The following is a 22,948-nucleotide window of genomic DNA, read 5'->3' as shown; positions in this document are numbered from 1 at the left end:
ACGGCAAGGATTGTGTGCACATGATAATTCATGTCTATATCACCCTGCGTCCCGATACCGTGTCTTTCATAAAACGACCGACGCACCAAATCGGCAACGCAGCGATTCAGCGTCCTTCCACAAAATCGAGCGTGGCTTCCAGCATGCGGCGCAAGTGGGGCGTGATGTGTTTCGCAGTCTCCGGCGCGTAGTCGAACGGCGCGTGCTCCTCCATGTAGCAGGACCACGTCATTTCGAGCTGTACCGCATGCACATTGCGCGCGGGCTGCCCGTAGTGGCGCGTGATATAGCCGCCGGTGAAACGCCCGTTAAGCACGCTGGTAAAGCCGGTGGCCGCCTTGGCTTCGACTAGCAAACGCTCGCCCAATCGTTCGGCACAACTGCTGCCCTTGCCGGTACCGAGGTTGAGATCCGTCAGTTTGCCGTCGAAGAAACGGGGAACGACGGAGCAGATGGAATGGGCGTCCCACAGCCCGGCAACGCCATGCACGGTGCGGATGCGAGCGAGTTCGGCGGCCAGTTGCTGGTGATACGGTTCCCAGATGGCTTTGCGCCGTGCGTCGATTTCCGCCTCGTCGGGTTCATCCCCGGGTTTGGCGTAGATCGGCGTGTTGTCGAACATGTCGGTCGGGCAAAGGCTCGTCACACTTTGGCCGGGGTACAGGCTGGCGTTATCTGGCGGGCGATTCAGGTCGATCACGTAGCGCGAATGCGTGCCGACCAGCACGGAAGCCCCGAGTTCGTCGGCGAAATCGTACAAGCGCTCGAGGTGCCAGTCGGTATCTGGTACGTGCCGGGCAGCGTCGGTAAAACGCGCCGCCAGATCCGGCGGCACATACGTTCCCACATGCGGCATCGAGATCAGAAGCGGCCGGGTGCCCTGCCGGAATCGGAAAGGAGGTTCGTTTGTCTGCATGATGTCGGATCGGGTAGGTGCTGGGTCACTCTGCTAGCGAAAGACGCCTCCGTCAAGCTCGACGAAATAGCCCTCTCCGGGCGACTGGCCATTTCTCGCCCGAAACATCGCCACCCGCAGCGTGGCGCCATGATTCCCCGAGGCACTGGCTCTCGTCGGCGCGAATTTCCACTTTTACACTCGGTGTCATCATTCAACTAGGTGCTCGAGTCATGAAAGTAGCCTTGGAAGTGCGATACGTGGTGCCAACGGATTTCGACGCTTGGTTGCCGCTTTGGCACGGATACAACGAGTTCTACGGGCGCGCCGGCAAGACAGCGCTTCCCCAAGAAATCACCGACCTGACATGGCGACGCTTCTTTGACGGCTATGAGCCGATGCACGCCTTGGTGGCGGTGTCGGATGGTCAAATCGTCGGGTTGGTCCATTTTCTGTATCACCGCCATACGACCATGGCGGGACCGATATGCTATTTGCAGGACCTTTTCACGCTGGATTCAGCCCGTGGCAAAGGCGTGGGCCGCGCGTTGATTGAAGCGGTTTATCGGGAAGCGAAGCAAGCGAAGGCAGAGCGCGTCTACTGGCAAACGCATGAAACGAACCAGACGGCAATGCGCCTCTACGATCAGGTTGCAGAGAAATCGGGGTTTGTTGTGTATCGAAAACCCCTGTAAATCAAGACGCTTTCTCGTCGTAACGCTGCCGTGCGTCACGAAAGTCTGCCGCATTGTCGATGACCCACCGCCAAAGCGGCAGCATCCCTACCAGCAGCCCCCTCCCCAACGCTGTCAGACGGTAATCGACGCGCGGCGGCACTTCCCCGTAGTCTTGCCGTGCGATCAAGCCATCGCGCTCTAACTGACGCAGCGTGCGCGTCAGCATGCGTTGCGTTACGCCATCGAGCCTGCGCGCAAGTTCAGCATGTCTCAACGTGCCGGCCACGCCCAAGGCATGCACCACCCCGAGCGACCAGCGATTTCCGGCGTGCGAGAGAATCTCGCGTTTGAGCGTGTCATCCACGTCGCTCAAGGCGTCGCAGGCCGCTTGCGACTGCTGCACGACTTCATCGAATGAGGGGGACGGCGGCAGTATCACGGGTGTGCCTTCTTCTCGCGGGTTCATAACGCTCCTATTATTCGCAACTCAACAGGAGTTGCAAATGACCATTCAAAACGCAGCAAACGGCAGCGTCCTCGTGCTGGGTGCCGGAGAACTCGGCGCATGCGTGTTACGTGAGCTCGCCAAGCTTCGCGATGCCGGACAAGTCGCCTCCGTTTCGGTGCTGCTGCGCCCGGGTTCCGGCAGCGCCGCCATGATGCGCGAACTTCAGATCAGCATTGTCGAAGCCGATCTCGCCACCGCCACTGAGGACACATTAGCGACCCTCTTCACCGGCTTCGATCAGATCATCTGCTGCACCGGATTCGTCGGCGGCCTCGGCACGCAACGCAAGATCACCGCCGCCGTATTGGCCGCGGGCGTCGCGCACTACATCCCGTGGCAATTCGGCGTGGACTACGACGTCGTCGGCCGTGGCAGCGGTCAGGACGTGTGGGACGAGCAACTGGACGTTCGCGACATGTTGCGCAATCAGCGCAAGATGCACTGGACCATTGTCTCGACGGGGATGTTCACGAGCTTCGTCGTGCTTCCCGAATTTGGTCTGGTGGATCTCGAACGAGGCATCGTGCGCGCACTCGGCGACTGGGACTACGCGCTCACCGTCACCACGCCCCAAGACATCGGCCGATTGACCGCACGCATCGCGGCCTCGTGGCGTGACTTCGACGACCAGATCGTCCATGTGGCGGGCGACACGTTCACGTATGACGAACTGGCCGACACGTTGACGTCTGTCCTTGGCCGCCCCTTCACGCGCGAACGCCTGAGCGTGCCGCAATTGAAAGCCGATGCCGAGGTTCACCCCGGCGACATGATGGGCAAGTACCGGCTCGCGTTCGCACGCAAAGATGGCGTTGCGTGGCCGAAAAATCAGACGATCAACCACAACCTAGGGATGGCCGTTACCGATCTCGCGACATGGCTGCGAGCGTGGCGCGATCGCGGCTACGATTTGGACTGATTGTTGCGCCCCATGCTGAACACGCTGGCCGGCTGCCGCGGATAAGCGGCAGCTGCACCTGCCTGCGATGCGGGTGGCTTGCCACCGGTGGCCGCCAGCGCAATTGCCGCCGCGACGGTCTCCAAGTTGTCGATGGGCAGCCCAATGCCCACTCGCACATGCGGTACGTTCTCGATATGAAAGCGGTCGCCCGGATGCACGGCGATGCCACGTGCGGCGAGCGTCACCAGCGCGTAACGCTCCGATTCCACCGGAATCCAGATGCACAGTCCGTCTTCGCGCGAGGTCGACGGTAACGCGAGCCCGTGCTTTGCCAGTTGATCGATCAAGGCCATTCTGCGTTGCGCGTAGACCTCACGCGCATGGGCCAGAACACGCGCCGTTTCAGGCTGATCCAGCAGCCATGCCGCCGCCGCTTGCAGAATACGGCTGGTCCATCCCGCACCGAAATTCCGGTAGGCCAGCACCCCGTCGGCAACCTTCGCGGGGGCCGACATCACCGCGAGCCGCAAATCCGGTCCGAACGATTTCGAGAACGACCGGATATGCACGGTGCGATTCGGAAAACGCTCGCCCAGACTCTTCGCCGGACGAACCGCGATGTCGCCGAGTCCGTCGTCTTCAACGATCGCCGTATCCGTGCCTTCGAGCAATTCGGCCAGTTGCTCAAACCGCTCGTCGGAGACGAAGCCGCCCGTCACGGAATGTGTGCGAGGTTGATAGAGGAATACGACCGGCTGCTGCTTGAGCGCGCGCGCGAGAAATTCCGGCTTCGGGCCATGCGAATCGCGCGGCACCGAGATGACGTTCGCGCCGAGCTTTTCCAGAATGTCGAGAATGCGCACGGCCGTCGGATCTTCGACCGCCACGACCGAGCCCGGCAATACCAACGTTTGCAGCGCGAGGTACACGGCCTCGAAACCCCCGTTGGTCGCCACGAACGCCTCGGGCCGATAGGGCCAGCGTGACGCCATCGCGTCGCGCAGCGGTGCCGAGATCATCTCTCTGCGATAGCTGTTCAACCCGGCGGTTTTCGCCCCCATCAGCAACGCCGGACCGAGGTCCGGTGCCAGCGCCGGATCGGGGACTGCCATCGACAGGTCCGCCGCCATCTGATCGCCATAGTGCCCAACGCTCTCGAAACGCGTCGGACGCACCGCGCCCTGATCGCCGCAAACCCAAATGCCGTTGCGCCCCGCGCCGCTGACCAGCCGGTACGTGCGCAATTGCTTCCACGCGCCGGAAACGGTCGCTGGACTCACGCCGAGGGCCTCGGCAAGCTCACGCACCGCCGGCATTTTCGTGCCGACCGCAATCGCGCCCGAGCGGATCATCGCCGCCACGTCCAGCGCGATGCCTTGCATCGTGCGCTTCCGAATGCCCCGCGCGAGCAGCGTGAGCGTCTTGGTGTCATCCGTATCTGCGTTTTGCACGGTCGTCCTGAATGGGATTTTTGTTCAATAACAAAACAAAGATTGTATCTTCATTTTTGTTCAAACTACACTCGATTTCAACAAACGCCAACGCTTTAAAAAACGGCGATCTGGCGGAGGGGGCTGGCAAATGCTGGCCGTGTTGTCGGTGATCGAGCGAGGTATGCAAACGCATGGACCATCGTGATTGCCGGTTCGAAGCGTCAGTGGAGTGAGAGCGAAGTGACGGTAAAAATCAGATTGGCCGTGCGGGACTGGGACTACTACATGCCCCTCGCACTTGGCGACTTGAAGCCCGAAGGGTTCGAGCTGGAACTGCACCGCGTGGGCACGTTGCCCAACGACCTTGCGACATGTGCCGAATACGATGCCGGCGAGGTGTCGTTCAGCCGTTACGCGCAGGCAGTGTCGATGGGCGATCACAGCCTGGTGTGCGTGCCGCACTTTCTGATGCGGGGGTTCCGCCAGCGCTGCGTCATCACGGCGAAGCACAGCCCGTTGAACGCGTTCTCACAGTTGGCGGGCAAGAAGATCGGTGTCACCGGCTGGCAGGACTCGGGCAACACGTGGACGCGCACGCTGCTGCGTCGCGAAGGCGTGGGCATCGAAGATGCGAAGTGGTATGCGGGCCGGTTGACGCAAGCGCATCCGATTGTCGATCGACTCGGGCGGCATGTGCGCCCCGGTCTGATCGAGGCCGCCCCCGGCGAGCGCCCGCTCGACGAACTCCTGCAAACCGGCGAACTCGATGCCGTGTTCACGCCGTTCATGCCGCCCAACTTCTTTGACGCCGATTCGCCGCTGCGCTTCTTTCTGCCTGACTTTCGCGCCGCCGAACAGGCGTACTTCAACGAGGTTGGCTACGTGCCGGGCATCCACGTGCTTGGCTTCAAGCCCGCGATACTTGCCGAGCACCCGTGGCTGGCGCAGGCATTGAGCGAGTTGCTCGACGAGTCCTCGCGTATCTGGATGGAAAAGCGGATGAAGTACGCGGACACGACGCCGTGGATTCTCGACGAGATCCGTCGCACGACGCTGGACCTGCCGGCGCAATGGAACCGTAACGGTCTCGCGGCGAACCGCAAGATGATCGACGACTTCGTGAGCGAAATGCTCGACCAGAAGTTGATCGAGCGCCGCGTCGGCGCCGAAGCCCTCTTCCCCCAAGCGTGGGCGTAAGCCCTGCCCCCGAAACCGACTATCGAGAGACGCTGATGAAAGCAGCCATTGGACAATTTGCCGTCGCCGCCGACGCCGTCACCAACGCGCAGACCTGTCTGCAACTGATGGCGCAGGCGCATGCCGCCGGTGCAGACCTGCTGGTACTCCCCGAAGGGATACTGGCGCGCGACATCGCCGATCCCGATCTGGTACGCCGCGCTGCGCAGCCGCTGGATGGTCCGTTTGTCACCGCACTGCGTGAAGCGAGCCGCGGTAACAAGATGACGACGATGATGACGGTGCACGTGCCGGCGAGCAATGACGGCAAGGTGTGGAACATCCTGATCGCGCTGCGCAATGGCGAGATCATCGCCGAGTACAAAAAGATCCACCTGTACGACGCGTTTTCGATGAAGGAATCGACCAACGTGATTCCCGGCAATGAGGTGCCGCCGCTGGTCGACGTGTGTGGCTTGAAGGTGGGCTTGATGACGTGTTACGACGTGCGTTTCCCTGAACTGGCGCGACGCCTCACGCTCGACGGCGCCGACGTGCTCGTGTTGCCCGCAGCGTGGGTCAAAGGACCAATGAAGGAGGCCCACTGGGAGGTGCTGTGCACGGCGCGCGCGCTGGAGAACACCTGCTACATGGTGGCGGCCGGTGAATGTGGCGCGCGCAACATCGGTGCCAGCATGGTGGTGGATCCGCTCGGCGTGGCTATCGCCCGTGCCGGCGAAGCGCCGACGCTGCTGTTCGCCGACATCGATCCGGCGCGTATCGCCGAAGCCCGTCGCGTGCTGCCGTGTAATGAAAACCGTCGCTTCGCGGCACCGCAACTGTAAGGTCGCCCGGCCGGCAGCCCGGCCCCCGACGTTCCACGCTCCGTTCGGCACTTCAGGGAAACATATCGTGATGCACGTGATTCGTTTGAACCAGTTCGTCCGCCGGGTGACTTGCGGCGCAATGCTCGGCAGCGCAGTGCTGGCGGTTGCCGCGACGGTGCCGTTGACTTCGATGGCCGCCGAGGTGGCCATTCCGGTGCAGAAGGTCGATCCGGCGTTGCGCGCCCGCTTGCCGCAGGGCATCGTGACGGCGGGTTTCATGACGTCGGTCAACGAGGGATCGTTCCCGCCGTACTCGGTGGTGAAGTCGGCGCACGAGCTTGACGGCGCCAGCGGCGATCTCGTACTGGCGCTCGGGCAGTTGTTCGGCGTGCAGGTGCGGCACGAGGCGGTCAGCGGACTGTCCGCCGTGTTGAGCGGTCTGAAAACGGGCCGGTATCAACTGGCGATCGGCCCGATCGGCGACTTCCCGGATCGCGAGAAGGTCAACGACTTTGTCGACTGGGTGCAGGAGTTCGTGGTGTTCGGCGTGCCGAAGGGCAACCCGGAGAAGATCAGCACGCTCGAGAGCACCTGCGGCAAACGCATTGCCGTCATGGCCGCCGGTTCGGCCGAAAAAGTGATGCAGAACCAGACCAAACTGTGTGTCTCGCAGGGCAAACCGGCCATCAACATTCTGTCGTACACGGATCAGCCGACGTCGATTCTCGCCGTGCGCTCGAACCGCGCTGACGCCTTCTTCTCGTCGCAAGCGCCGCTGACCTACTTCGTGCAGCAGTCGAAGGGCCAACTGGAACTGAGCGGTGTGGGTCAGGCCAACGGCTTCCACGATCTGTTTCAGGGAGCTGTCGTACAGAAGGACTCGCCGCTCGGCCCGTTGCTCGTGGACGCCATCCAGAAGCTGATCGACAACGGCACGTACGCGCAGATCATGCAGAAATGGGGGTTGAGCGGCAACATGATCAAGCAGGCCGGCCTGAACCTTCCGGGCAAGCTCGCCGCCGCGGGCGGCAAGCCCACAGACAAACCGGGGGCCAAATGAAATCCGTCGACTGGACCTTGCGCGACGTCCGTCATGCGCGCGCCCGTTTTCCATGGGCAAAGGCGCTCTCGTGGCTGATTGCGATTGCTGTTGCCGCCAAGGTGCTGTGGGCGGTATTGCAGAACCCCAATTTCCAGTGGGAAGTGGTGAGGCACTACCTCAACGAGACCTCCATCCTGCACGGGCTGGAGACCACGTTATCGCTGACCGTCGTGTCGATGGTGTTAGGCAGCATCATCGGTCTGGTGCTGGCGATTGCGCGAATTTCCGACAACGCGCTCGCCCGCAGTATCTCGTCGCTGTACATCTGGTTTTTCCGAGGCACACCGCTGCTGGTGCAGTTGATCTTTTGGTACAACATGTCCACGTTGTTCCCGAAGGTCGGCTACACGCTGCCGTGGGAATCGGTCGGTCATTCATGGAACACGAATGATCTGATCACGCCGTTGACGGCGGCCATTGCGGGTCTTGCCTTGAACGAGGCGGCCTACATGGCGGAAATCATTCGCGCGGGTCTGTCGTCGGTCGACCCGAAGCAGATGGAGACGGCGCAAGCGTTCGGCATGAGCCGCCTGCGGGCGCTGCGCAGAATCGTGATTCCGCAAGCGATGCGCTCGATCATCCCGCCTGCCGGCAATCAACTCATCAGCATGATCAAGGCAACGTCGCTGGTGAGCGTCATCGCCATGAGCGATCTGCTGTACTCCGCGCAGACCATCTACAACCGCACCTTCGAAGTTGTACCGCTGCTGATCGTTGCGGTGCTCTGGTACTTGCTGATCACATCGGTGCTGAATCTGGGGCAGCGCGTGCTGGAACAGCGCTTCTCGCGCGGTTTTGGCGACATGGGCGCGAAGGCAAAGGTCGGCGTCGTCAGCAAAGTTGCGCGCCGCAAGCCGGTGCCATTTACTGCGGACGCCATCGAAGCACAAGGAGAAAACCGATGAGCGAAGCCATGATGCAAGCCAATTCGAGCACAGCAATGGGCGCCCCGTTGGTGACCATCCGCGATCTGCATAAGCGCTTTGGCGACAACGAAGTGCTCAAAGGCATCGATATCGATGTGGCACGTGGCGAGACGGTCGTGTTGCTCGGCCCTTCCGGCTCGGGGAAGTCGACACTGCTGCGGTGTATCAATCATCTTGAAACCATCGATCAGGGCGTGATCATGGTCGGCGACGAGCAGATCGGCTTTTCGCTCGAAGGCCAGCGTCTTCGCAAGTTGACGCAGCGGGGCATCTCACAACAGCGCCGAAACATCGGCATGGTGTTCCAGAGCTTCAACCTGTACCCGCACATGACCGTGTTGCAGAACATCACCGAAGCACCGATCGGCGTGCACGGCGAGTCTGCCGCGCAGGCACAGGCACATGCGCGGGAGTTGCTGAACCAAGTGGGTTTGAGCGAAAAGGCCGATGCTTATCCGCGCCAGTTATCGGGCGGACAGCAACAGCGGGTGGCGATCGCACGCGCGTTGGCCATTCGCCCGGCACTGATCCTGTTCGACGAGCCAACGTCGGCACTCGATCCGGAACGCGTGGGGGAAGTGTTGAACACGATGCGCACATTGGCCGAGCAAGGCCAGACGATGATCGTGGTCACGCACGAGATCGGCTTCGCGCGCGACGCCGCCGACCGCGTCGTGTTTATGGATGGTGGCCGCGTGGTCGAGCAAGGGAAGCCGGAAGATGTGCTGGGGGCCCCGCAACATCCGCGCACGCAAGCCTTTCTGGGGCGCTTTACGCGAGATGCGATGGCGGGGGCGTCGGGGCGGTGAGTCTTGGAATCAATCTGCGGATGGATCTATACGATCGTTTGAAATAAAAACTCCCTCCCGCAGTTTTTGTTAGCGCTATAAATTTCACCGTTGAAAAACTAGAAATAAAATTTCCGGCCTTTCGCACTGAAGTGGTCCGACGACAATTCGCCCCACACTAAGTGCGCGCCCAGCTGCTTTCCTCGCCAGTTGTCGCCACATACGGAGGTGTCGCATGCGCAGCCGAACGCGTCGCGTTATCGCATTCGCAGTAGGCATTGCCGCATCGTCGAGCGTTATTGGACAACCCGATCCTCCCAGTACCAACGCAATACCGGGTGCGACGGAACTCGTTTTTTCTCGAATGCGAACGGTGAGCTCACCGTGCAGCGCGACACGTGTTGCCTGGTCGCCGGACAGTCGCAATTTTGCCCTGCTGGGCAGCCAGCCACGTGTCTGCCTTCATGAAACGAGTGATGCTCGACTTGTCCGGCAAATGCCTCTGCCTTGGGCCACAATCGAGGGCGGTCTGACCTATGCACCAGAGGGGGATCGTCTGTACGTGGGCGTTGCCCAGATTCACGAATTTCGAATCGGCGACGGGCAGGAACTCCGCGTATTTGGTGGCATAGCGCTGGGTAATGGCAAGTACGTTCCCGTTAGACGATTTGCCCTCAGCCGCGACGGGAAGGCACTGGCTGTCGACTATCCGCCAATGGGCAACTCGCAAATCCACACACCGGCACGCTTACTGGTACACGACACCACCACGGCCAACAGATCGCCTCGGGAAGTCGACCTTAGGGGTGTAGGAATTTCAGCTGCCATCGTGTTCTCGTCTGACGGAAAGAGCTTATATTTCGCTGGCAGTGATAAGCGCCTCGATAGCCGTGGCATGAAGATGGTCGGTGCACTGGCAACGAGAACGCTGCTCCGCAAGGTGAACTTAAGAACGGATGAACAACAGGACATCGCACGCGACATTCATATCATGCGGCCGACGGCGCTTGCGATAAGTGGTTCAGATCGGTTCGCGTTTACCGGCACTAACACCGGCGGAATCAGCGACGATCTGGATACGAGTTCGGGACAATGGGTCCACACCGTCAATGCCGATCCGATTCGCATGTATTCGCTTGCGGACGGAAGCGTCGTGCAGACATTCTCGCCGGTTTCTGGGAGGGTCGTCTCATTGTTGCCAAGTGCGAGCGGCAACACGTTAATTTCCTGTCAGGCCGATGTGGTGTCCTCACGCACCATCACGATCTGGGACATCAAGAGCCACACGGCACGCTACTCGATCGAAACGCCCGGCAGCAGTCGCGGGCCGTCGATGTGTGCGCTAAGTCCGGACGAGAAGCATCTGCTGTATGCCATCGGAAGCGACATCCGCATCATCGATTTCGAGTGATCACGTGATGGTTGTGCAGCCCGCGCGTAAGACAAAACCGCCCGTGCACCGTCCCACAAGCAGACGGCACACGGACACCACCCCGTTACCTCTCAGTGAAAAGTCACCTGCTTCAAAGGTGTGACTTTTCCTCGCGCGTCAGCTCCATCTTCTGCGCCTCGGTCAGTACCCCATTACCAACCAACTGAAAAGCGCTCGACGCATCGTAAGCCCGTGCCTGCGGCGGGAGTGCAGTCCCCTTTGCGTCGGCTGCCGGTGCATTCGTGTCGGTGCCGCCCAGCATGCGGATGGTGAAGATCGACGGCGTGTTCTGACGCTGTGCCGCCCGCTCACGTGCCATCGCATCCTGTGCCGCAGTGGCAGCCTGCGCAGCCGTCGCGCTCGCATTGGTCAGCGCCCCCACATTGACCGCTGCAATGGTGGGCAGGCCAGTGGACTTCCCCTGCACCTGCACGTTCGCGGCGTTCACCACCTGAAGCGCGGCGAAGTTCACATTCCCCGACACGCGAATCCCCGCCTCGCCCGCATCGATCGTGCCCAGCGGCGCGACGAGATCGATATCGCCCGGCGGCACTTCCGGCAACGGTGCCAACGTGGCGATACCCGCGCCGCTCGACGGCACCGACGGTGAGAGCGTTACGTCGCCCACGTTGTCGTACACGCGCTTGGGCGGTGTGTAGAGCACGGTGGTCTTCGCCCCACGCCCCGCGTTGATGTCGCCCGTGGCCGACCACGCCTGAATGCTGCCGCCGAAGGTCGTCATGATGCGCGACAGGCCGAGCAGAATGCTATCGCGGCTGTAGAGCTGAATGTCGCCCTCGCCCTGCGTGACGATGCCCGCGCTCGCTCCCGGCGTGACACCCTCCACGCCGACCAGCGTGCGGCCGCCCGGATTCAGCATCTGGATGTTGCCGCCGAAGTTCGTGCGCACCCCGGCGTCAGTCGTCACCGGAATGTTCACGCCGTTCACGTTGTTCATGCCGGTGATGCTGCTGAACATCGTAATCGCGCCGTTGTAGTTCACCGCATTGCCTTGCGCGTCCGTCGCCGGGAACAGCGTGGCGATGGCGTCTCGCCCACGCAGATAGCTGCCGTAGCGCGGGCTGGCCGGGTCGTTGTACTCGCGACCGCCCAGCAACAACTCGGTGAAGTACACCTCACGCACGAACACGCCTTGCTGCGTCTTCGGCAATGCGAGGAAGTAGCCCAGCGCATCGGCCGACGTGCCGGTGTAGCCGAAACGAGTCTTGAGCCATTGCGTGAGTTCGTCGCCGTAGGCATGCACCACCTTGCCGCTGCCAGCCAACACCGTGCCGCTCGTCAACCGGTTGGCCGGGTCGAAATACAGCTTGCCGAAGCTCGCGTAATCCGGGCCGTTCGGGCCGACACCGGCAATCACCGAAATGTCAGCGCCGCCGCTCGTATTCGACGGATGCACCACATCGCCGACACTGGAGAGCGCGCCGTAGTAGCCCTGATACAGATTGCGTCCCGCCTGCATCTGCATCAGGCCCGGGCCGACGATATTGGCCGATTGATAGATGATGTCGCGCCCGGCCTGCATCAACGTGATGTCGGTATCCGACAAATTCAAGAACGCATCGGGCACCGTGCCGACGCCGACGATATCGCGCCCGGCGATCACCTGGAAAGGCTTGCCCGCCACGTACCAAACGCTGTGCGACGGGAAGAATTGGCGAACGCTATCGACCATTGGCTTGAGCGTCTGGCCGATGCTCAGATCGTCGATATCCTTGCCCGCGAAGACCAGCGCGGGCAGCGGGTCATTCGCGTGAAGCAGCGTAGAGACGTTGTCCTCGCCAAAGGCATACGGGCTGTTCGCGATCAGGCGAATCTGCGCATCTGCCGACGCATTGGAGGTGCCACCGCTGATGGTCTGGAAGTACGGACGCTGCGGCGTAGCAAGGCTACCCATGTCGGCCCCCGACAGCGAAACCGTCGCCCCTTGTCCGTAGATCGATCCCGCGGCCAGAATCTGCAACTGGCCGACGGGTGACGCAATCAATTCGATGTTGCTGTTCGGATCCGAGGGACCCATCGGCGTCGCGAACCGCACGTCGCCATTGGCGGCCACCACGCTCAGGCTGCCCGGGAAGTAGCCTGAGGCGCTGTTCGTCGTGGCATTGCCCTGCTGGTCACCCTGAAGCGGCATCACGTCGCCACCTGCGGTGAACAAGCGAATGCCCGATGTCGGTGTCCAGAGCGTGAATTGCGTGGCACCGCCCTTGCCGATCGCCCCTGTGCTGTTCGTGAAGTAGGCACCGTCGATGACCGGATTTGTCGACATGCCCGCATCGCCTACACCACCGATCACGAGATCGCCGCGCGTGGTCACGCTGACGGTGCCGTCCCCCGGAATGATCGTCGGCCCACGCGTCTGCGTGACACCCTTGATGACGCTCACGTCCATCGCACGCGGATCGAAACTCTTCCAGTAGCTGCCGTTGCCAAACGGCGCGGTTGCGCCGACAGAACCCGCATCGATCGTCGTGTTCCCGCGCAGATCGGTGATCGAGCCGAAATAGTCCGACACCGCGTCGGAACGTCCCGTGGACGGGCGTCCGTTGAGCATGCCGCCGACCTTCACCGTCAGATCGCCGCCCCCCGTCTGCACGAGGGTGCCGTCGGCGAGCACACGGCCGGTCGATGCCACCGCCAGATCGAGCCCGGGCGAAATCGTCGCGCTGTTCGACGACATCACCCCGGCGTTGCGGCCTGCGATCACGCTCAGATTGCCGCCGCCGAGCGTGCCAATCCCCTGAAAGCCGACAAGTCTCGGCACGCGGTCCCACTGACTCATGACCGCCATCGAACCGAAATTGATGCCCCATGCGCCCAGATCGCTGGTCGCCCCGCTGCCGCCCTGACGCCACAGCCAGTTCGCCGTGTAGTTGCTGTCGTCGTATCGCTGACTGTTGTCGGCAATCTGGATGTTGCCGGTGATGTCCTGCTGTGCAGCGATCAGCACGTCGCCGCCGTGCTCCGGATACCAGACATGAAGCCCCCCGCCGCTCGCCGCGCCCGGCAGGTCGTACGGATTCGAGCCGTCGGCGGCGAGTACCGGCGCGGAGGTGGTGCCCGCCGTGTAGACGCCATACGGAGTGGTTTCGCTGAAGCTGCCGCCCGCGAGAATATCGAGTGTGCCCGTGCCGGTACGCAGCACGCTGAAGTACTTGCCAGCGAGAGAACTGTTGTACGCCGGATCGCTCAGCGTGACGTTACCCTGTCCGGCCAGCGCCCGAGTGCTCTGGCGTGCGCGTTGGTCGGCCGACGTGAGGTCGGCACCGCCCACCAGCCGGATCGACGCCGAGCGCGAGCCCGCGGCGAGCATGGTCGCCTGCGACGACGTCGCCGGGCTGGGCGCGACGGCCGGACTGCTCATTGCATAGAGCTGCGGCAGGTTGCTCGCGTCGAACCCAAAACCGTAGCTGTTCTGCGCGCTGATCGTCGTGCCTGCCGGAATGGTATCGCCCGGGTTGTACGACACGCCGTTGCTGTCGACATACGGCCCCCACCAGTTCTGCGTCCACCAGTTGTAAAAGGCGGTATTGGGCACGGTCCATGCCGTGGCGAAATAGACGTCGCTCGTCTCGTTGAACCAGTACGTGAACGCATGGCTGCCGTCGCTGCCCGTCTGTTTCGCAAACCCGTTTGCCGTCGTCACGTCGATCAGCGAATAGGTGGCCGGTGCGCCGCTCGACGCGCGGAACCCATCGGAGATACTGCCCTTGACCGTCAGGTTGCCGCCCGCGCGCACAACCAGCGCCATCGGTTCACCCGCGCCGTAAGTCGGCGAATTCGGATCCCGGTCTGCGCCCGGTCCATAGCGGTACTTCGACAGATCGATGTCGCCGATGGTCGAGAGATCGCCCACGGAAGCGATCTGCACGCCCGGGCGCAGGTGGTAGGCGCTGCCATAAGCCGACAGACCCGCCGTGCGTGCTGCGAGGGCACCATTGCCCGCGGCCGCGTTCATGAACGTCTGGCTGGCGGCGTCGTAAGTGTCGAGCGTGCTCTGCGAAATGGTGCTGCCGCCCGACAGGTTGTACGTCCAGACACCGTTGAGCGCGATGCTCTGCGCACCGCGAATCGTGAACGGGCCCGGCGCGTTGATCGCGATATCGCCCGACGTCTCGCCCGTGCGCATGGCGTTGAGGACGATGTCCCCGTACGAGCGGCCATCCGGCGTGCTTAGGTCGAGCGTGGCGCCCGGCGAGAGCGTCAGGGTGCCGCCAGCGGCGCTCAGCTCGATATGGCCCCGGTTCTTCGCCTCGATGGGCGCACCGTAGCTGTCGACCTGCAACGTCTTGCCGTGTGCGTCGAGCACGGCGCTGCCGCCCAACGTGAGTCCGTTGCCCGCCGACAGGCGGATCGTGCCCGGCGAGGTGCCCGACGCGTCGATCGTGCCGTTCACCGTCAGGCTGCCGGCGTCCACCGAGATGCCGACGTTGTGCGCCCTCACCCCGTCGCCCACCACGAGATCGCCCTGCTTCTGGACGAAGCTGCGGCCGTCGAAGTAGCCGCCCCGATTGAGCGAGGCATTCAACCCGGCGAAGTCCGCGAACGTGCCTGCGGACGCATTGAAATCCCCACTGAGGAATCCCGGGTTCGCGCTGCCCCGCAGTGTGCCGTCGAGCGTCAACGTTCCCTGACTGGCGTTCATCGTCACTTCGCCCGCGTTGGCGTTTTGCGCCGACACATCGAGCGTGCCGCCCGCCGCCTGCGAGAGGCTGCCCTGTGCGCTGGAGAAGATCGCCGTACCGCCGAAACCGTAGACGGTGGCGTTCTGAATCTGCACCGGCTGCCCGCTCAGATCGATGCGGCTATTGCCGTCGAGCACGATGTCGTGTGTGGCATCCACGACGAGCTTGCCGCTCGGGAGCAATACGGTACTGCCAATGCGAACACTGTCACCGGTAAGGTCGATTTCCGCACCGGCAATGGTGGACGTCGCGGCGCTCGGTGCGCTCCCTTGCGGCGCGACGATGTTCAACGCCCCGGCAGTCGCATAGCGCATGATCGACTTCGGCGAGCCGGTCACGAGCGGTGTGACGAGGGTGAGATTGCCGCCCGTGCCGCTCTGTCCGAAAACATCGCCGCTCTGCGTGCTCGGGGCCTGATAAACGAAGAGCGCGCTATTCCCGGCAGACACGATCCGGTCGCTCGCCGTCAGGTCGACGTTATTGAAACCATAGATCGTGCGCGTCACGTTCGTCGCGTCGGTGGACACGTATGTGCCGAGATCGATCTCTTTGGCCACCAGACTCAGGCTGCCCGTTCCCGTGCCCGGGCCACCCGCAGCAATGACAGGTGCGCTCGTGCCGGACACACCGTTCCATGTGATCTGGTCGGCAGCGATCGTCGCGTGATCGCCCGACGTCCCATAGCCATAGATGGCCGGGGCCTTCAGCACCAGATTGACGCCCGAACCACGGGCATCGAGTTCGCTGCTGCCGAACACATTGATCGCACCTGCCGCCCCCAATGTGAGCTTTTGCAACGCGGGCGCACCGCTTGACGGGTCGCCTTGCAACAGCGTTGTGAGCATCGCCTGATTGAACAGCACGCCCGCCGGATTCCCGGCGGCTGCCACTTGCGCGGCGTCGCCGACGTTTAACGATCCCACAGCCAACAGGATATTGCGTGCGCCAAAACGTGCGCTCGGATCGAGCGTCGACGCACCATTGGTCGAGAAGGCCAGCGTGCCCTGCGCGAACAAGCCCGAGCCGCTGCCAATGCTGATGGTGCCAGTGCTGCTCTGTGAGCCAGAGAACTCGACGTCGCCGTTAGACAGACCGAGCACCGTATAGCTGGACGTGTACGGCGCCCCTGTCGATGCCGTGTCGAACGGCGCCGTGCCCTTGCCGATGGTGCTTAACGTCACATTGTTGCCCACGCGCACGTTGTTGCCGACGAGAAAGATCTCGGCGGCCGAGAGGTTGACGCCGTCGCGAACGTAGAGATCCGCAGGCGCGCCGCCAGTGCTCGCGAAGAAGAAGTACCCGGTGTTGGACAGGAATGCCGGATAGCCATTGATACTCAGACGCGGGGCCCCCATGGCGCTCAGGTCACCGGCGGCCACCGACACGCCAGCAAACCCCGCTGTGCGCGTGCCCGTGGTGATTTCACCGACCTGCTCCACCGCCGCCTGCCCGGCGATCCCCCCCGGTGCAGCATCGAATCGTGCCGTGCCGTCGAAGGTGAAGACCGACCCCGTCGGTATCGTCGCGGGCGTCGTGAGCACAACGTCGAGTGCCTTGCCGTCGCGCGGCAGCATCGGCGCCAATCCGCCAAACTGCGCCGCCTGACTCGTCAAGAAATCGCTGTAACTCTGCTCGTTGAATTGCGAATACTTGCGCACTGCCGTGCCGGGCGTCACCAGCAACGTCGACGGCAACTGACTGCGCACCGACGTGTTGGCGATGCCGGTATAGCCGGCGACCAGATAGGTGCCGTTGCCCGCCGCCGTCGCGCTCGTCGGAAGATTCTGCCCCGTGCCGCCGATCTCGACCCGGTAAGCCCCCGGCAGCAGCGCATAGTTCGACGGCAGTAACGTGTACGTGCCTGCGGGCAGGCCCGGTACGCCGTCGCCGATGGTGATGCGTTGCCCGATGGCCGGATCGCCCGCCCCGTTCTCCGGCGAAACCGGCGCATACGCCGACGTGTAGCCAGGCACGATGGCATAGACCTTGTCGCCCGCCTTGCTGAGCGTCATGGTCGGGTTGGCGTTGACAAGCGGCGTGTTCAGCACGTTGACCGAACCGCCGCGCCCGGAGACGAAGCCCGCGCCGGTGAGCGAGCCCCCGCCAGACAGGTCCAGCACGGCGCCGCTGTCGACGTTGATCGAACTGCCCCGGATGCGAATGCCGGACCCGATGCCGTAGCCCCCGAATGTGAAGCCCCCGGCCACTACCGTCGACGCGGCGTTGAGGGCTGCACCGTTGTAGTTGTAGGTCACACCGTCGAACGTGCCGCCGTAGGGCATGGTCAGACCGTCGGTTGAGACCGACGTCACACTGCCCGGCAGAAAATCGATTTGCTGAGGGAGAATCGCTCCCCCGCGCCCCGACGCCATGAGTTGGCCGATAAAGATTTTGCCGAACGGGGCGCGCAGGACGCCGCCTTGTTCGATGGTCGGCGCGGTCATCATCAGCGTGCCGAACACGGACATCGGCTGATCCGGCAGGGTGTCGGTCGTGCGTCCAAACCGGATCGTACCGTTGTAGTTCGGGTTGCTGTTGGCCGCCGTGATACTCGCGACGGCCCCGGTCCCCGGATACACCTGCGCAGCTTCGAAATCGAAGTCCCACGACGTGATCAGCGAAGTGCCCGAGTCCAGCGACGGCGTCGGCAGGAACCGGATATCGCCCTGACTGACGAAACGCGCCGTCCGAAAGCCTGCGGCGGGCGTCGATACCCACTGATACGACGCATCCAGATACCGGGTATTGGCCGAGAACGATATCGGCCCCTGAAAATCGATGAGATTGGCATCGACCTCGAACGTCGCCGTGGTCGGCACGTTCGTCGTATCGGGGTTGCCGATGGAGCCGGTGCGGTAACCGTCCTGATAGATCGCCGGTGTGCCCGAGAGGCTCACATAAGGCGCGGCGATGCGCACATTGTTGCTGGTGGCTGGCTGCGTGCCCGCGAACGGCGCGGACGACGTGATGGCATTTGCCATGAGCTTCACGCTCTTGTCGAGCGAGAGCGTCACGTCCCCTTTGAAGATCAGGTAGTCGGTGGTGAGCAGCGACGCGGAACTGAAACCGCCGTCCTTGATCTGATCGGCGCTCACCGTGGCATAGCCGAACGGGAGTGCCGCCAACGATTGCGGACCGGCGAGGACGACAGGCGTGCTGCGCGCCTGCGTCACCGTGAATTGGCTCGCCACCAGCGCACTGTCGGGAATCGCATTCGCTCTGTCCTGGAATGTTGGCGTGAGCAGCGAGAGCGACAGATCGCCGCCGGACGCCCCCGCACCGCCGGACTTCGCATGCAAGTTGCCGTCGACCAGCAGCCCGCTGGTCGAGGCGAGCGAGATCGCCCCGCCGTTGGAGACGCGCATCATGCTGCCCGCTGCATTCGACGGTTGACCGGATACGGTCGCCGTATCGACCACGGCGCTGGTGCCGTCGGCGTTCAACTCGGCTCCCGGGCGCACGATCACGAACGACGGGCCGCCGTTGAGCGCGATGCTGCCGCCATCGAGTACCGTGCCGTAAGTGCGGCCCGAGGCGTCGGTCGCGGTGTAGCCGAGGCCCGAGACGTCAAGGCTCGCCGTCGGTCCAAGCCAGATCGCCCAGCCGAGGTTGTTGCCCGAGTTGTCGAAGTTGCGCGCCGAGGGCAGCACGTTGTCGGCTTCGCTCGTGAGGGCGATCTTGCCGCCGTGAGCCACCAGACTGCCGTCAACCGTGATCTTGCTGAACGAATCAAGCGTGATGCTCTGCCCCGGATCTACGACGACCGACGCGCCCTTCGAGATCGCGACTTCCGAGCCGGTCGGATTGCCCTGATAGTCGCGCCCGAGCGAGCGAAGTGCGAGGCTCGCCCCACCGCGTTGCGTCAGCGTGTCGGTCTGCGCGTTCTCGGCGAAGAGCGGCGGCAACACCACGTCCATCACCTTGGACGGATCGCTGCCGGTGCGTGCACTCACGCTGGCCGCATTGAAGCGATAGACGGGCATGGTCGGCGCGAGCGTCACGCCGTTGTCCACACGCACGCCCTGACCGCCGTTGATGTCGTAGCTGGCAAAGCCCGCGTTGAAGAACGTCGCGCCGCCGGTCGATCCACCCGCGTTGAATACCGGCACCGGCAACACGGCAACGTCTTGAGCGAAAACCGTTCCTGCGGGCACGATGGCACCGGCCGGATACGTCACCGCCACATTGCTGACGGTGCCTGCCGTGTAGACCACCTTGTACGGCAATACCGGCAAGGGCGACGTGAAGACATTCGACGGAATCACCGTGCCGGTGGGAATCGTTCCGTTGAAGCCGAACACATCTTTGCCGGCAGGCACGGTCTGACCCGTGGACCAATAGTCGTATCCGAACTGTCCGGGTGGACGCCGCGTCATGAGCGTGACACCGGCGGGCACGACCCAGGCGGCACCGGTAATCACGCCGGTGAAGCCACTGTCCACATCGATGGGGGCCGGCGTGGGCACGTCGAACACGAGCCTGAGGTGCATGTCGATCGTCGAGAACGGCAGCGGTGTGCCGGCGGGGACGGTGTACGGCTGCGCGAGCTTCACCGAGACATTAGCCGACGTGCCCGCCGCCAGCGTGCCGCCCGACAGGCTCGCGTTGTTGCCGATCAAGATGCCGTCCGGCGTGGAGATGGTGAGCTTGCCGCCGCCATTCACGCCATACGCCACAATCTGGCCGTTCAGATCGAGCGCGCCCACGGTGATGGGGTGATTGCTCGCCGAATCGCCTGCAATCAGCGTCACGTTGCCGCCGGTGCCGCCGCGCGTTTTGCCGTTCGCCAGAATCGCGCCGCCCGACGACACGTCGATCACGCTGCCGTCGGCAATCGTCACGTCGCCCGTCGCATCGAACGTCACATTGCCGCCGTTCAGGAACGCCGCGCCTGACATCGCGCCGGGCTCGGTCGTGCCGTTGATCCACAGCCCGCGTGTGTCGATCTTCGCGCCGGAGGCCAGCGTGAGGCTCGACGTATCGTCCGTGCGCATCAATGCGACGGGATACAGATTGCCCGCCTGATTGAACAGGTTCGAGATGTTGACGGTGCCACTCGGCACGGTGACATTGCCGCTGATGTCGACTTGCGGCGCCACCAGACTCAAGCGGCCGCCATTCGCAAGACGCAGATCGCCGTTCACAGCGATGTCGTCGCGCGTCACGAGATCGATCTCGCTGAGGCCATAACCGTTCAGGCGTGCCGCGTCGATCCAGACCGTATTCTTGCGCGCAGCGTCGAGTGCATCGCCCACCTTCATGGCAGACGTGATGTCGACGACGGCACCGATTACGACATCGCTCGCGAAGGCATCGGTGCGGCCCACCCCGGCGTACTGGCCGAGCGTGAACGAGCCGCTGCGCGCCACGGCAAACTGACTGAGCGAATAACCGTCGGTGAGGCCAGTCGGACGCGCCTGCGTCTGCACCGGGCCCGTGTACACGTTCGAGATCACATTGCCTTCGAGCACGGCCGTGGGCGCAGAGATCGTCAGACGGCCCGCGTCGCGCCCCACGGTGTAGCCGTTTTGCAGCACGCGTTGCGGCGCAATCAGCGGGCTCGCGTAGCTCTCCGTCGCCGCGGTGCCCCAGCGCGGATGTTCCACGCTAAACCCGGTGTACACGCCCGTATAAATCATGTTCGCGGGCGCCGTATTCACGTTGTAGATCTGACCGTCCACGCCTTTGAGCCACGACTGGTTCAGATACCCCGTTTGCACATTCAGCGAGCCGCCCGAGAGGTTGATCGACGCGCCCGTTTGCGTCACAACCTCGTTGCCGCCCAGCGTCACGGTGCCGCCCTGCGCCGCCCATTCGCCGACGCCGTGCGCCACGTTCGACAGATAGCCACCGACTTCGAGCAAGCCCCCGCCCGTGTACCAGCGCTGGTTGGCATAGCCACCGACCGAGGCCGGCACGTAGATCAACCGGCGGCGGTCGATGTACACGTTCGCGTTGTTCAGCGCGGTGTTGTCGCGGTTGCCCGGCGCGTCGCGTTGTTCGTTGCCTTGCACGTTCACCTTGACGTTGTTGCTGTCCATCGACAGCGACACGCCTACCGCGCCCGACACATCGAGTTGTGCCCCCGTGCCGACAAAGCTGCGGTTCGTCGCGCTCACGGCGATCTGACCGCCCGTGGCAAGCGTCAGCGAATTTCCCTGAAATTCGACGTTGCCGCCACTCACGATCTCCACACGCGATTGATCGCGGCGGTCAGACAGTTTCGACAGGTTGTCGAACAATCCCGTCGAGGCGCCCCCGCGCAGCAAATCCTGTGCGGCGGAGTCCTGAATCATGGCGGTACGCTGGCTGTCGAGCGCTGTCGCACCGTTGTCGCTGATGAGCACCGATGTGAGCGCCCCGCTGCCCATCGTCACCTTGCCCAGCGTGTCGCTCGCCGAGTTCAGCAGGTGGATCGTGCCGCGCGTGTTCACCGTCGTCGTCGCGACCGCCACGCCCAGTTGCTGCACGTCCCGGCCCGCCATCGTCACGTCGCCCTCAGGCGCCATCAGCAAGCCTGTGTTCACGACCTTGCCCGCAGTACTCTGCGCGACGAACTGCGGCGAGACTTCGTTACCGCGTGTCGTCGATGCCGTATTCGCGTCGGTGCCTACGCCCTTGCGAATCACGAAGCTGTCGCCTGCGGCCATCGCCACCTGCCCCTGCGGCGTGATGATCGTGCCCGCGTTGCTGACTTCCTTCCCCAGCAGCAGCACATACCCGCCACCCTGCGTGACCGATGTCGGTGCGCGCGTCGTGATCGTGGCCCCGGCTTGCACTTCGACCTTGCCCAGTGCATCGGTGAAGCTTGGCGTCGTGCCGTTCGCTCCATAGAGGCCGCTCGTAAACTGCGCGTCGCTCATGCGCGTTGCCGCCACTACGAGGTTGCGCGTATCGACTTGACTTGTGCCACCGAAGATCACGCCGTTGCGGTTCAGAATCAGCACCGTACCGTCACCGTGAAGCTGACCCTGAATCTGGCTCGGACGCGCCTGCGGATCGTTTACTCGGTTGAGCACCGCCCAGTCGCTTTGCTGCTGGAAGTTCACCGACGTGTTGCGCCCGACGTTGAACGTCTCCCAGTTCAGGATCGCCTTGTCGGCCGTCTGCTGAACATTGACGCTGGCTTTGCCGCCCGACACCGTCTGCGTGGGCGCGTTGGCGTTGAGCCAGCCTTTGGTCAGGCTGTTGGTGTCGACCTTGAGGCCGCCCTCCGACAAACCGTCGGGAATCGTAGCGTTGGTGTTGGCTGCTGCTGCACGCGCAGTGGCCTGCGCGGCCTGCATTGCAGCGATGCTTTGTGCTGCTGTGCTCAGATTGGCAATCGACGTCTGCAACTGCGCGTTGGCCTGTTGCTGCTGCGCCGACGGGTCCATGAGCGAGCTCACCGGGGCACCGTTGGGCAGACGTCCTGTCTGCGTGGCCGTCGCCTGTGCGGCGCCGCGTGCCGCAAACCATGCGTTGCTGAACGCTTGCTGGGCGTGCGCAGCCGAGGATGCCAGCAACGTGAGCGCCGCCGCCTGAACCAGCGGTTTGCGATGTAGGTTGAGGATCACATGGCCAAGGCGGCGACGCGGTTG

The 22,948-nt window shown here is 63.2% G+C and carries 12 protein-coding genes; 8 read left to right on the top strand and 4 right to left on the bottom strand.

Annotation, left to right across the window (positions count from 1 at the left end):
• Positions 1 to 106 precede the first annotated feature (106 nt).
• Complete coding sequence (gene hutG, locus AT302_RS09925) at positions 107 to 916, bottom strand: N-formylglutamate deformylase (RefSeq protein ID WP_058378300.1); 810 nt, start codon at positions 914 to 916, stop codon at positions 107 to 109.
• A gap of 212 nt (positions 917 to 1,128) precedes the next feature.
• Here hutG and AT302_RS09920 point away from each other — a divergent pair, with 212 nt between their 5' ends.
• Positions 1,129 to 1,590: a GNAT family N-acetyltransferase gene (locus AT302_RS09920; protein WP_058378299.1), complete on the top strand. Its 462-nt coding sequence runs from the start codon at positions 1,129 to 1,131 to the stop codon at positions 1,588 to 1,590.
• Position 1,591: 1 nt separating this feature from the next.
• On the opposite strand, the gene AT302_RS09915 is transcribed toward AT302_RS09920, so the two are convergent.
• Positions 1,592 to 2,038 carry a winged helix-turn-helix transcriptional regulator gene (locus tag AT302_RS09915; protein ID WP_058378298.1) on the bottom strand — a complete coding sequence of 149 codons (447 nt, stop codon included), beginning with the start codon at positions 2,036 to 2,038 and terminating at the stop codon, positions 1,592 to 1,594.
• A gap of 37 nt (positions 2,039 to 2,075) precedes the next feature.
• On the opposite strand from AT302_RS09915, the gene AT302_RS09910 reads away from it, so the two are divergent.
• Positions 2,076 to 2,999 (top strand): aromatic alcohol reductase, encoded by a 924-nt coding sequence (locus tag AT302_RS09910; protein WP_058378297.1) that lies wholly within the window; start codon positions 2,076 to 2,078, stop codon positions 2,997 to 2,999.
• Here AT302_RS09910 and AT302_RS09905 read toward each other — a convergent pair.
• Positions 2,984 to 4,432 (bottom strand): aminotransferase-like domain-containing protein, encoded by a 1,449-nt coding sequence (locus tag AT302_RS09905; RefSeq protein WP_064675061.1) that lies wholly within the window; start codon positions 4,430 to 4,432, stop codon positions 2,984 to 2,986. The genes AT302_RS09910 and AT302_RS09905 overlap by 16 nt on opposite strands.
• Positions 4,433 to 4,699: 267 nt before the next feature.
• Here AT302_RS09905 and AT302_RS09900 point away from each other — a divergent pair, with 267 nt between their 5' ends.
• The 6 genes from AT302_RS09900 (at position 4,700) to AT302_RS09875 (ending at position 10,644) form a co-directional block, all read left to right on the top strand.
• Positions 4,700 to 5,611: a type 2 periplasmic-binding domain-containing protein gene (locus tag AT302_RS09900; protein ID WP_058380226.1), complete on the top strand. Its 912-nt coding sequence runs from the start codon at positions 4,700 to 4,702 to the stop codon at positions 5,609 to 5,611.
• Between the two features lie 35 nt (positions 5,612 to 5,646).
• A complete protein-coding gene (locus AT302_RS09895) occupies positions 5,647 to 6,435 on the top strand; it encodes a deaminated glutathione amidase (protein WP_058378296.1) in 789 nt (262 codons plus the stop codon).
• Positions 6,436 to 6,505: 70 nt separating this feature from the next.
• The gene (locus AT302_RS09890) at positions 6,506 to 7,477 is read left to right on the top strand and encodes an ABC transporter substrate-binding protein (RefSeq protein ID WP_237172178.1); all 972 of its coding nucleotides are present in this window, start codon (positions 6,506 to 6,508) and stop codon (positions 7,475 to 7,477) included.
• The gene (locus AT302_RS09885; protein WP_058378295.1) at positions 7,474 to 8,424 is read left to right on the top strand and encodes an amino acid ABC transporter permease; all 951 of its coding nucleotides are present in this window, start codon (positions 7,474 to 7,476) and stop codon (positions 8,422 to 8,424) included. Before AT302_RS09890 ends, AT302_RS09885 begins: the two co-directional genes overlap by 4 nt.
• Complete coding sequence (locus tag AT302_RS09880; RefSeq protein ID WP_322788733.1) at positions 8,421 to 9,254, top strand: amino acid ABC transporter ATP-binding protein; 834 nt, start codon at positions 8,421 to 8,423, stop codon at positions 9,252 to 9,254. Before AT302_RS09885 ends, AT302_RS09880 begins: the two co-directional genes overlap by 4 nt.
• Positions 9,255 to 9,468: 214 nt before the next feature.
• Complete coding sequence (locus tag AT302_RS09875; protein WP_157125751.1) at positions 9,469 to 10,644, top strand: WD40 repeat domain-containing protein; 1,176 nt, start codon at positions 9,469 to 9,471, stop codon at positions 10,642 to 10,644.
• Between the two features lie 112 nt (positions 10,645 to 10,756).
• On the opposite strand, the gene AT302_RS09870 is transcribed toward AT302_RS09875, so the two are convergent.
• Entirely contained in the window at positions 10,757 to 22,924 is a 12,168-nt protein-coding gene (locus tag AT302_RS09870; protein WP_058378293.1) for a filamentous haemagglutinin family protein, read from the bottom strand.
• Positions 22,925 to 22,948 lie beyond the last annotated feature (24 nt).

Origin of the sequence: Pandoraea norimbergensis, from assembly GCF_001465545.3 — a bacterium.
In the GTDB taxonomy this organism is placed as follows: domain Bacteria; phylum Pseudomonadota; class Gammaproteobacteria; order Burkholderiales; family Burkholderiaceae; genus Pandoraea; species Pandoraea norimbergensis.
The sequence above is the reverse complement of the archived record's forward strand: the minus strand, read 5'-3'. Positions and strand labels throughout refer to the sequence as shown.

Bases quoted from the DNA above. Each gene is read 5' to 3' on its own strand.
- AT302_RS09895 (WP_058378296.1), top strand. From the start codon at position 5,647: ATGAAAGCAGCCATTGGACAATTTGCCGTCGCCGCCGACGCCGTCACC.
- AT302_RS09910 (WP_058378297.1), top strand. From the start codon at position 2,076: ATGACCATTCAAAACGCAGCAAACGGCAGCGTCCTCGTGCTGGGTGCC.
- AT302_RS09880 (WP_322788733.1), top strand. From the start codon at position 8,421: ATGAGCGAAGCCATGATGCAAGCCAATTCGAGCACAGCAATGGGCGCC.
- AT302_RS09915 (WP_058378298.1), bottom strand. From the start codon at position 2,038: ATGAACCCGCGAGAAGAAGGCACACCCGTGATACTGCCGCCGTCCCCC.
- AT302_RS09900 (WP_058380226.1), top strand. From the start codon at position 4,700: ATGCCCCTCGCACTTGGCGACTTGAAGCCCGAAGGGTTCGAGCTGGAA.
- AT302_RS09885 (WP_058378295.1), top strand. From the start codon at position 7,474: ATGAAATCCGTCGACTGGACCTTGCGCGACGTCCGTCATGCGCGCGCC.
- AT302_RS09890 (WP_237172178.1), top strand. From the start codon at position 6,506: ATGCACGTGATTCGTTTGAACCAGTTCGTCCGCCGGGTGACTTGCGGC.
- AT302_RS09875 (WP_157125751.1), top strand. From the start codon at position 9,469: ATGCGCAGCCGAACGCGTCGCGTTATCGCATTCGCAGTAGGCATTGCC.
- hutG (WP_058378300.1), bottom strand. From the start codon at position 916: ATGCAGACAAACGAACCTCCTTTCCGATTCCGGCAGGGCACCCGGCCG.
- AT302_RS09920 (WP_058378299.1), top strand. From the start codon at position 1,129: ATGAAAGTAGCCTTGGAAGTGCGATACGTGGTGCCAACGGATTTCGAC.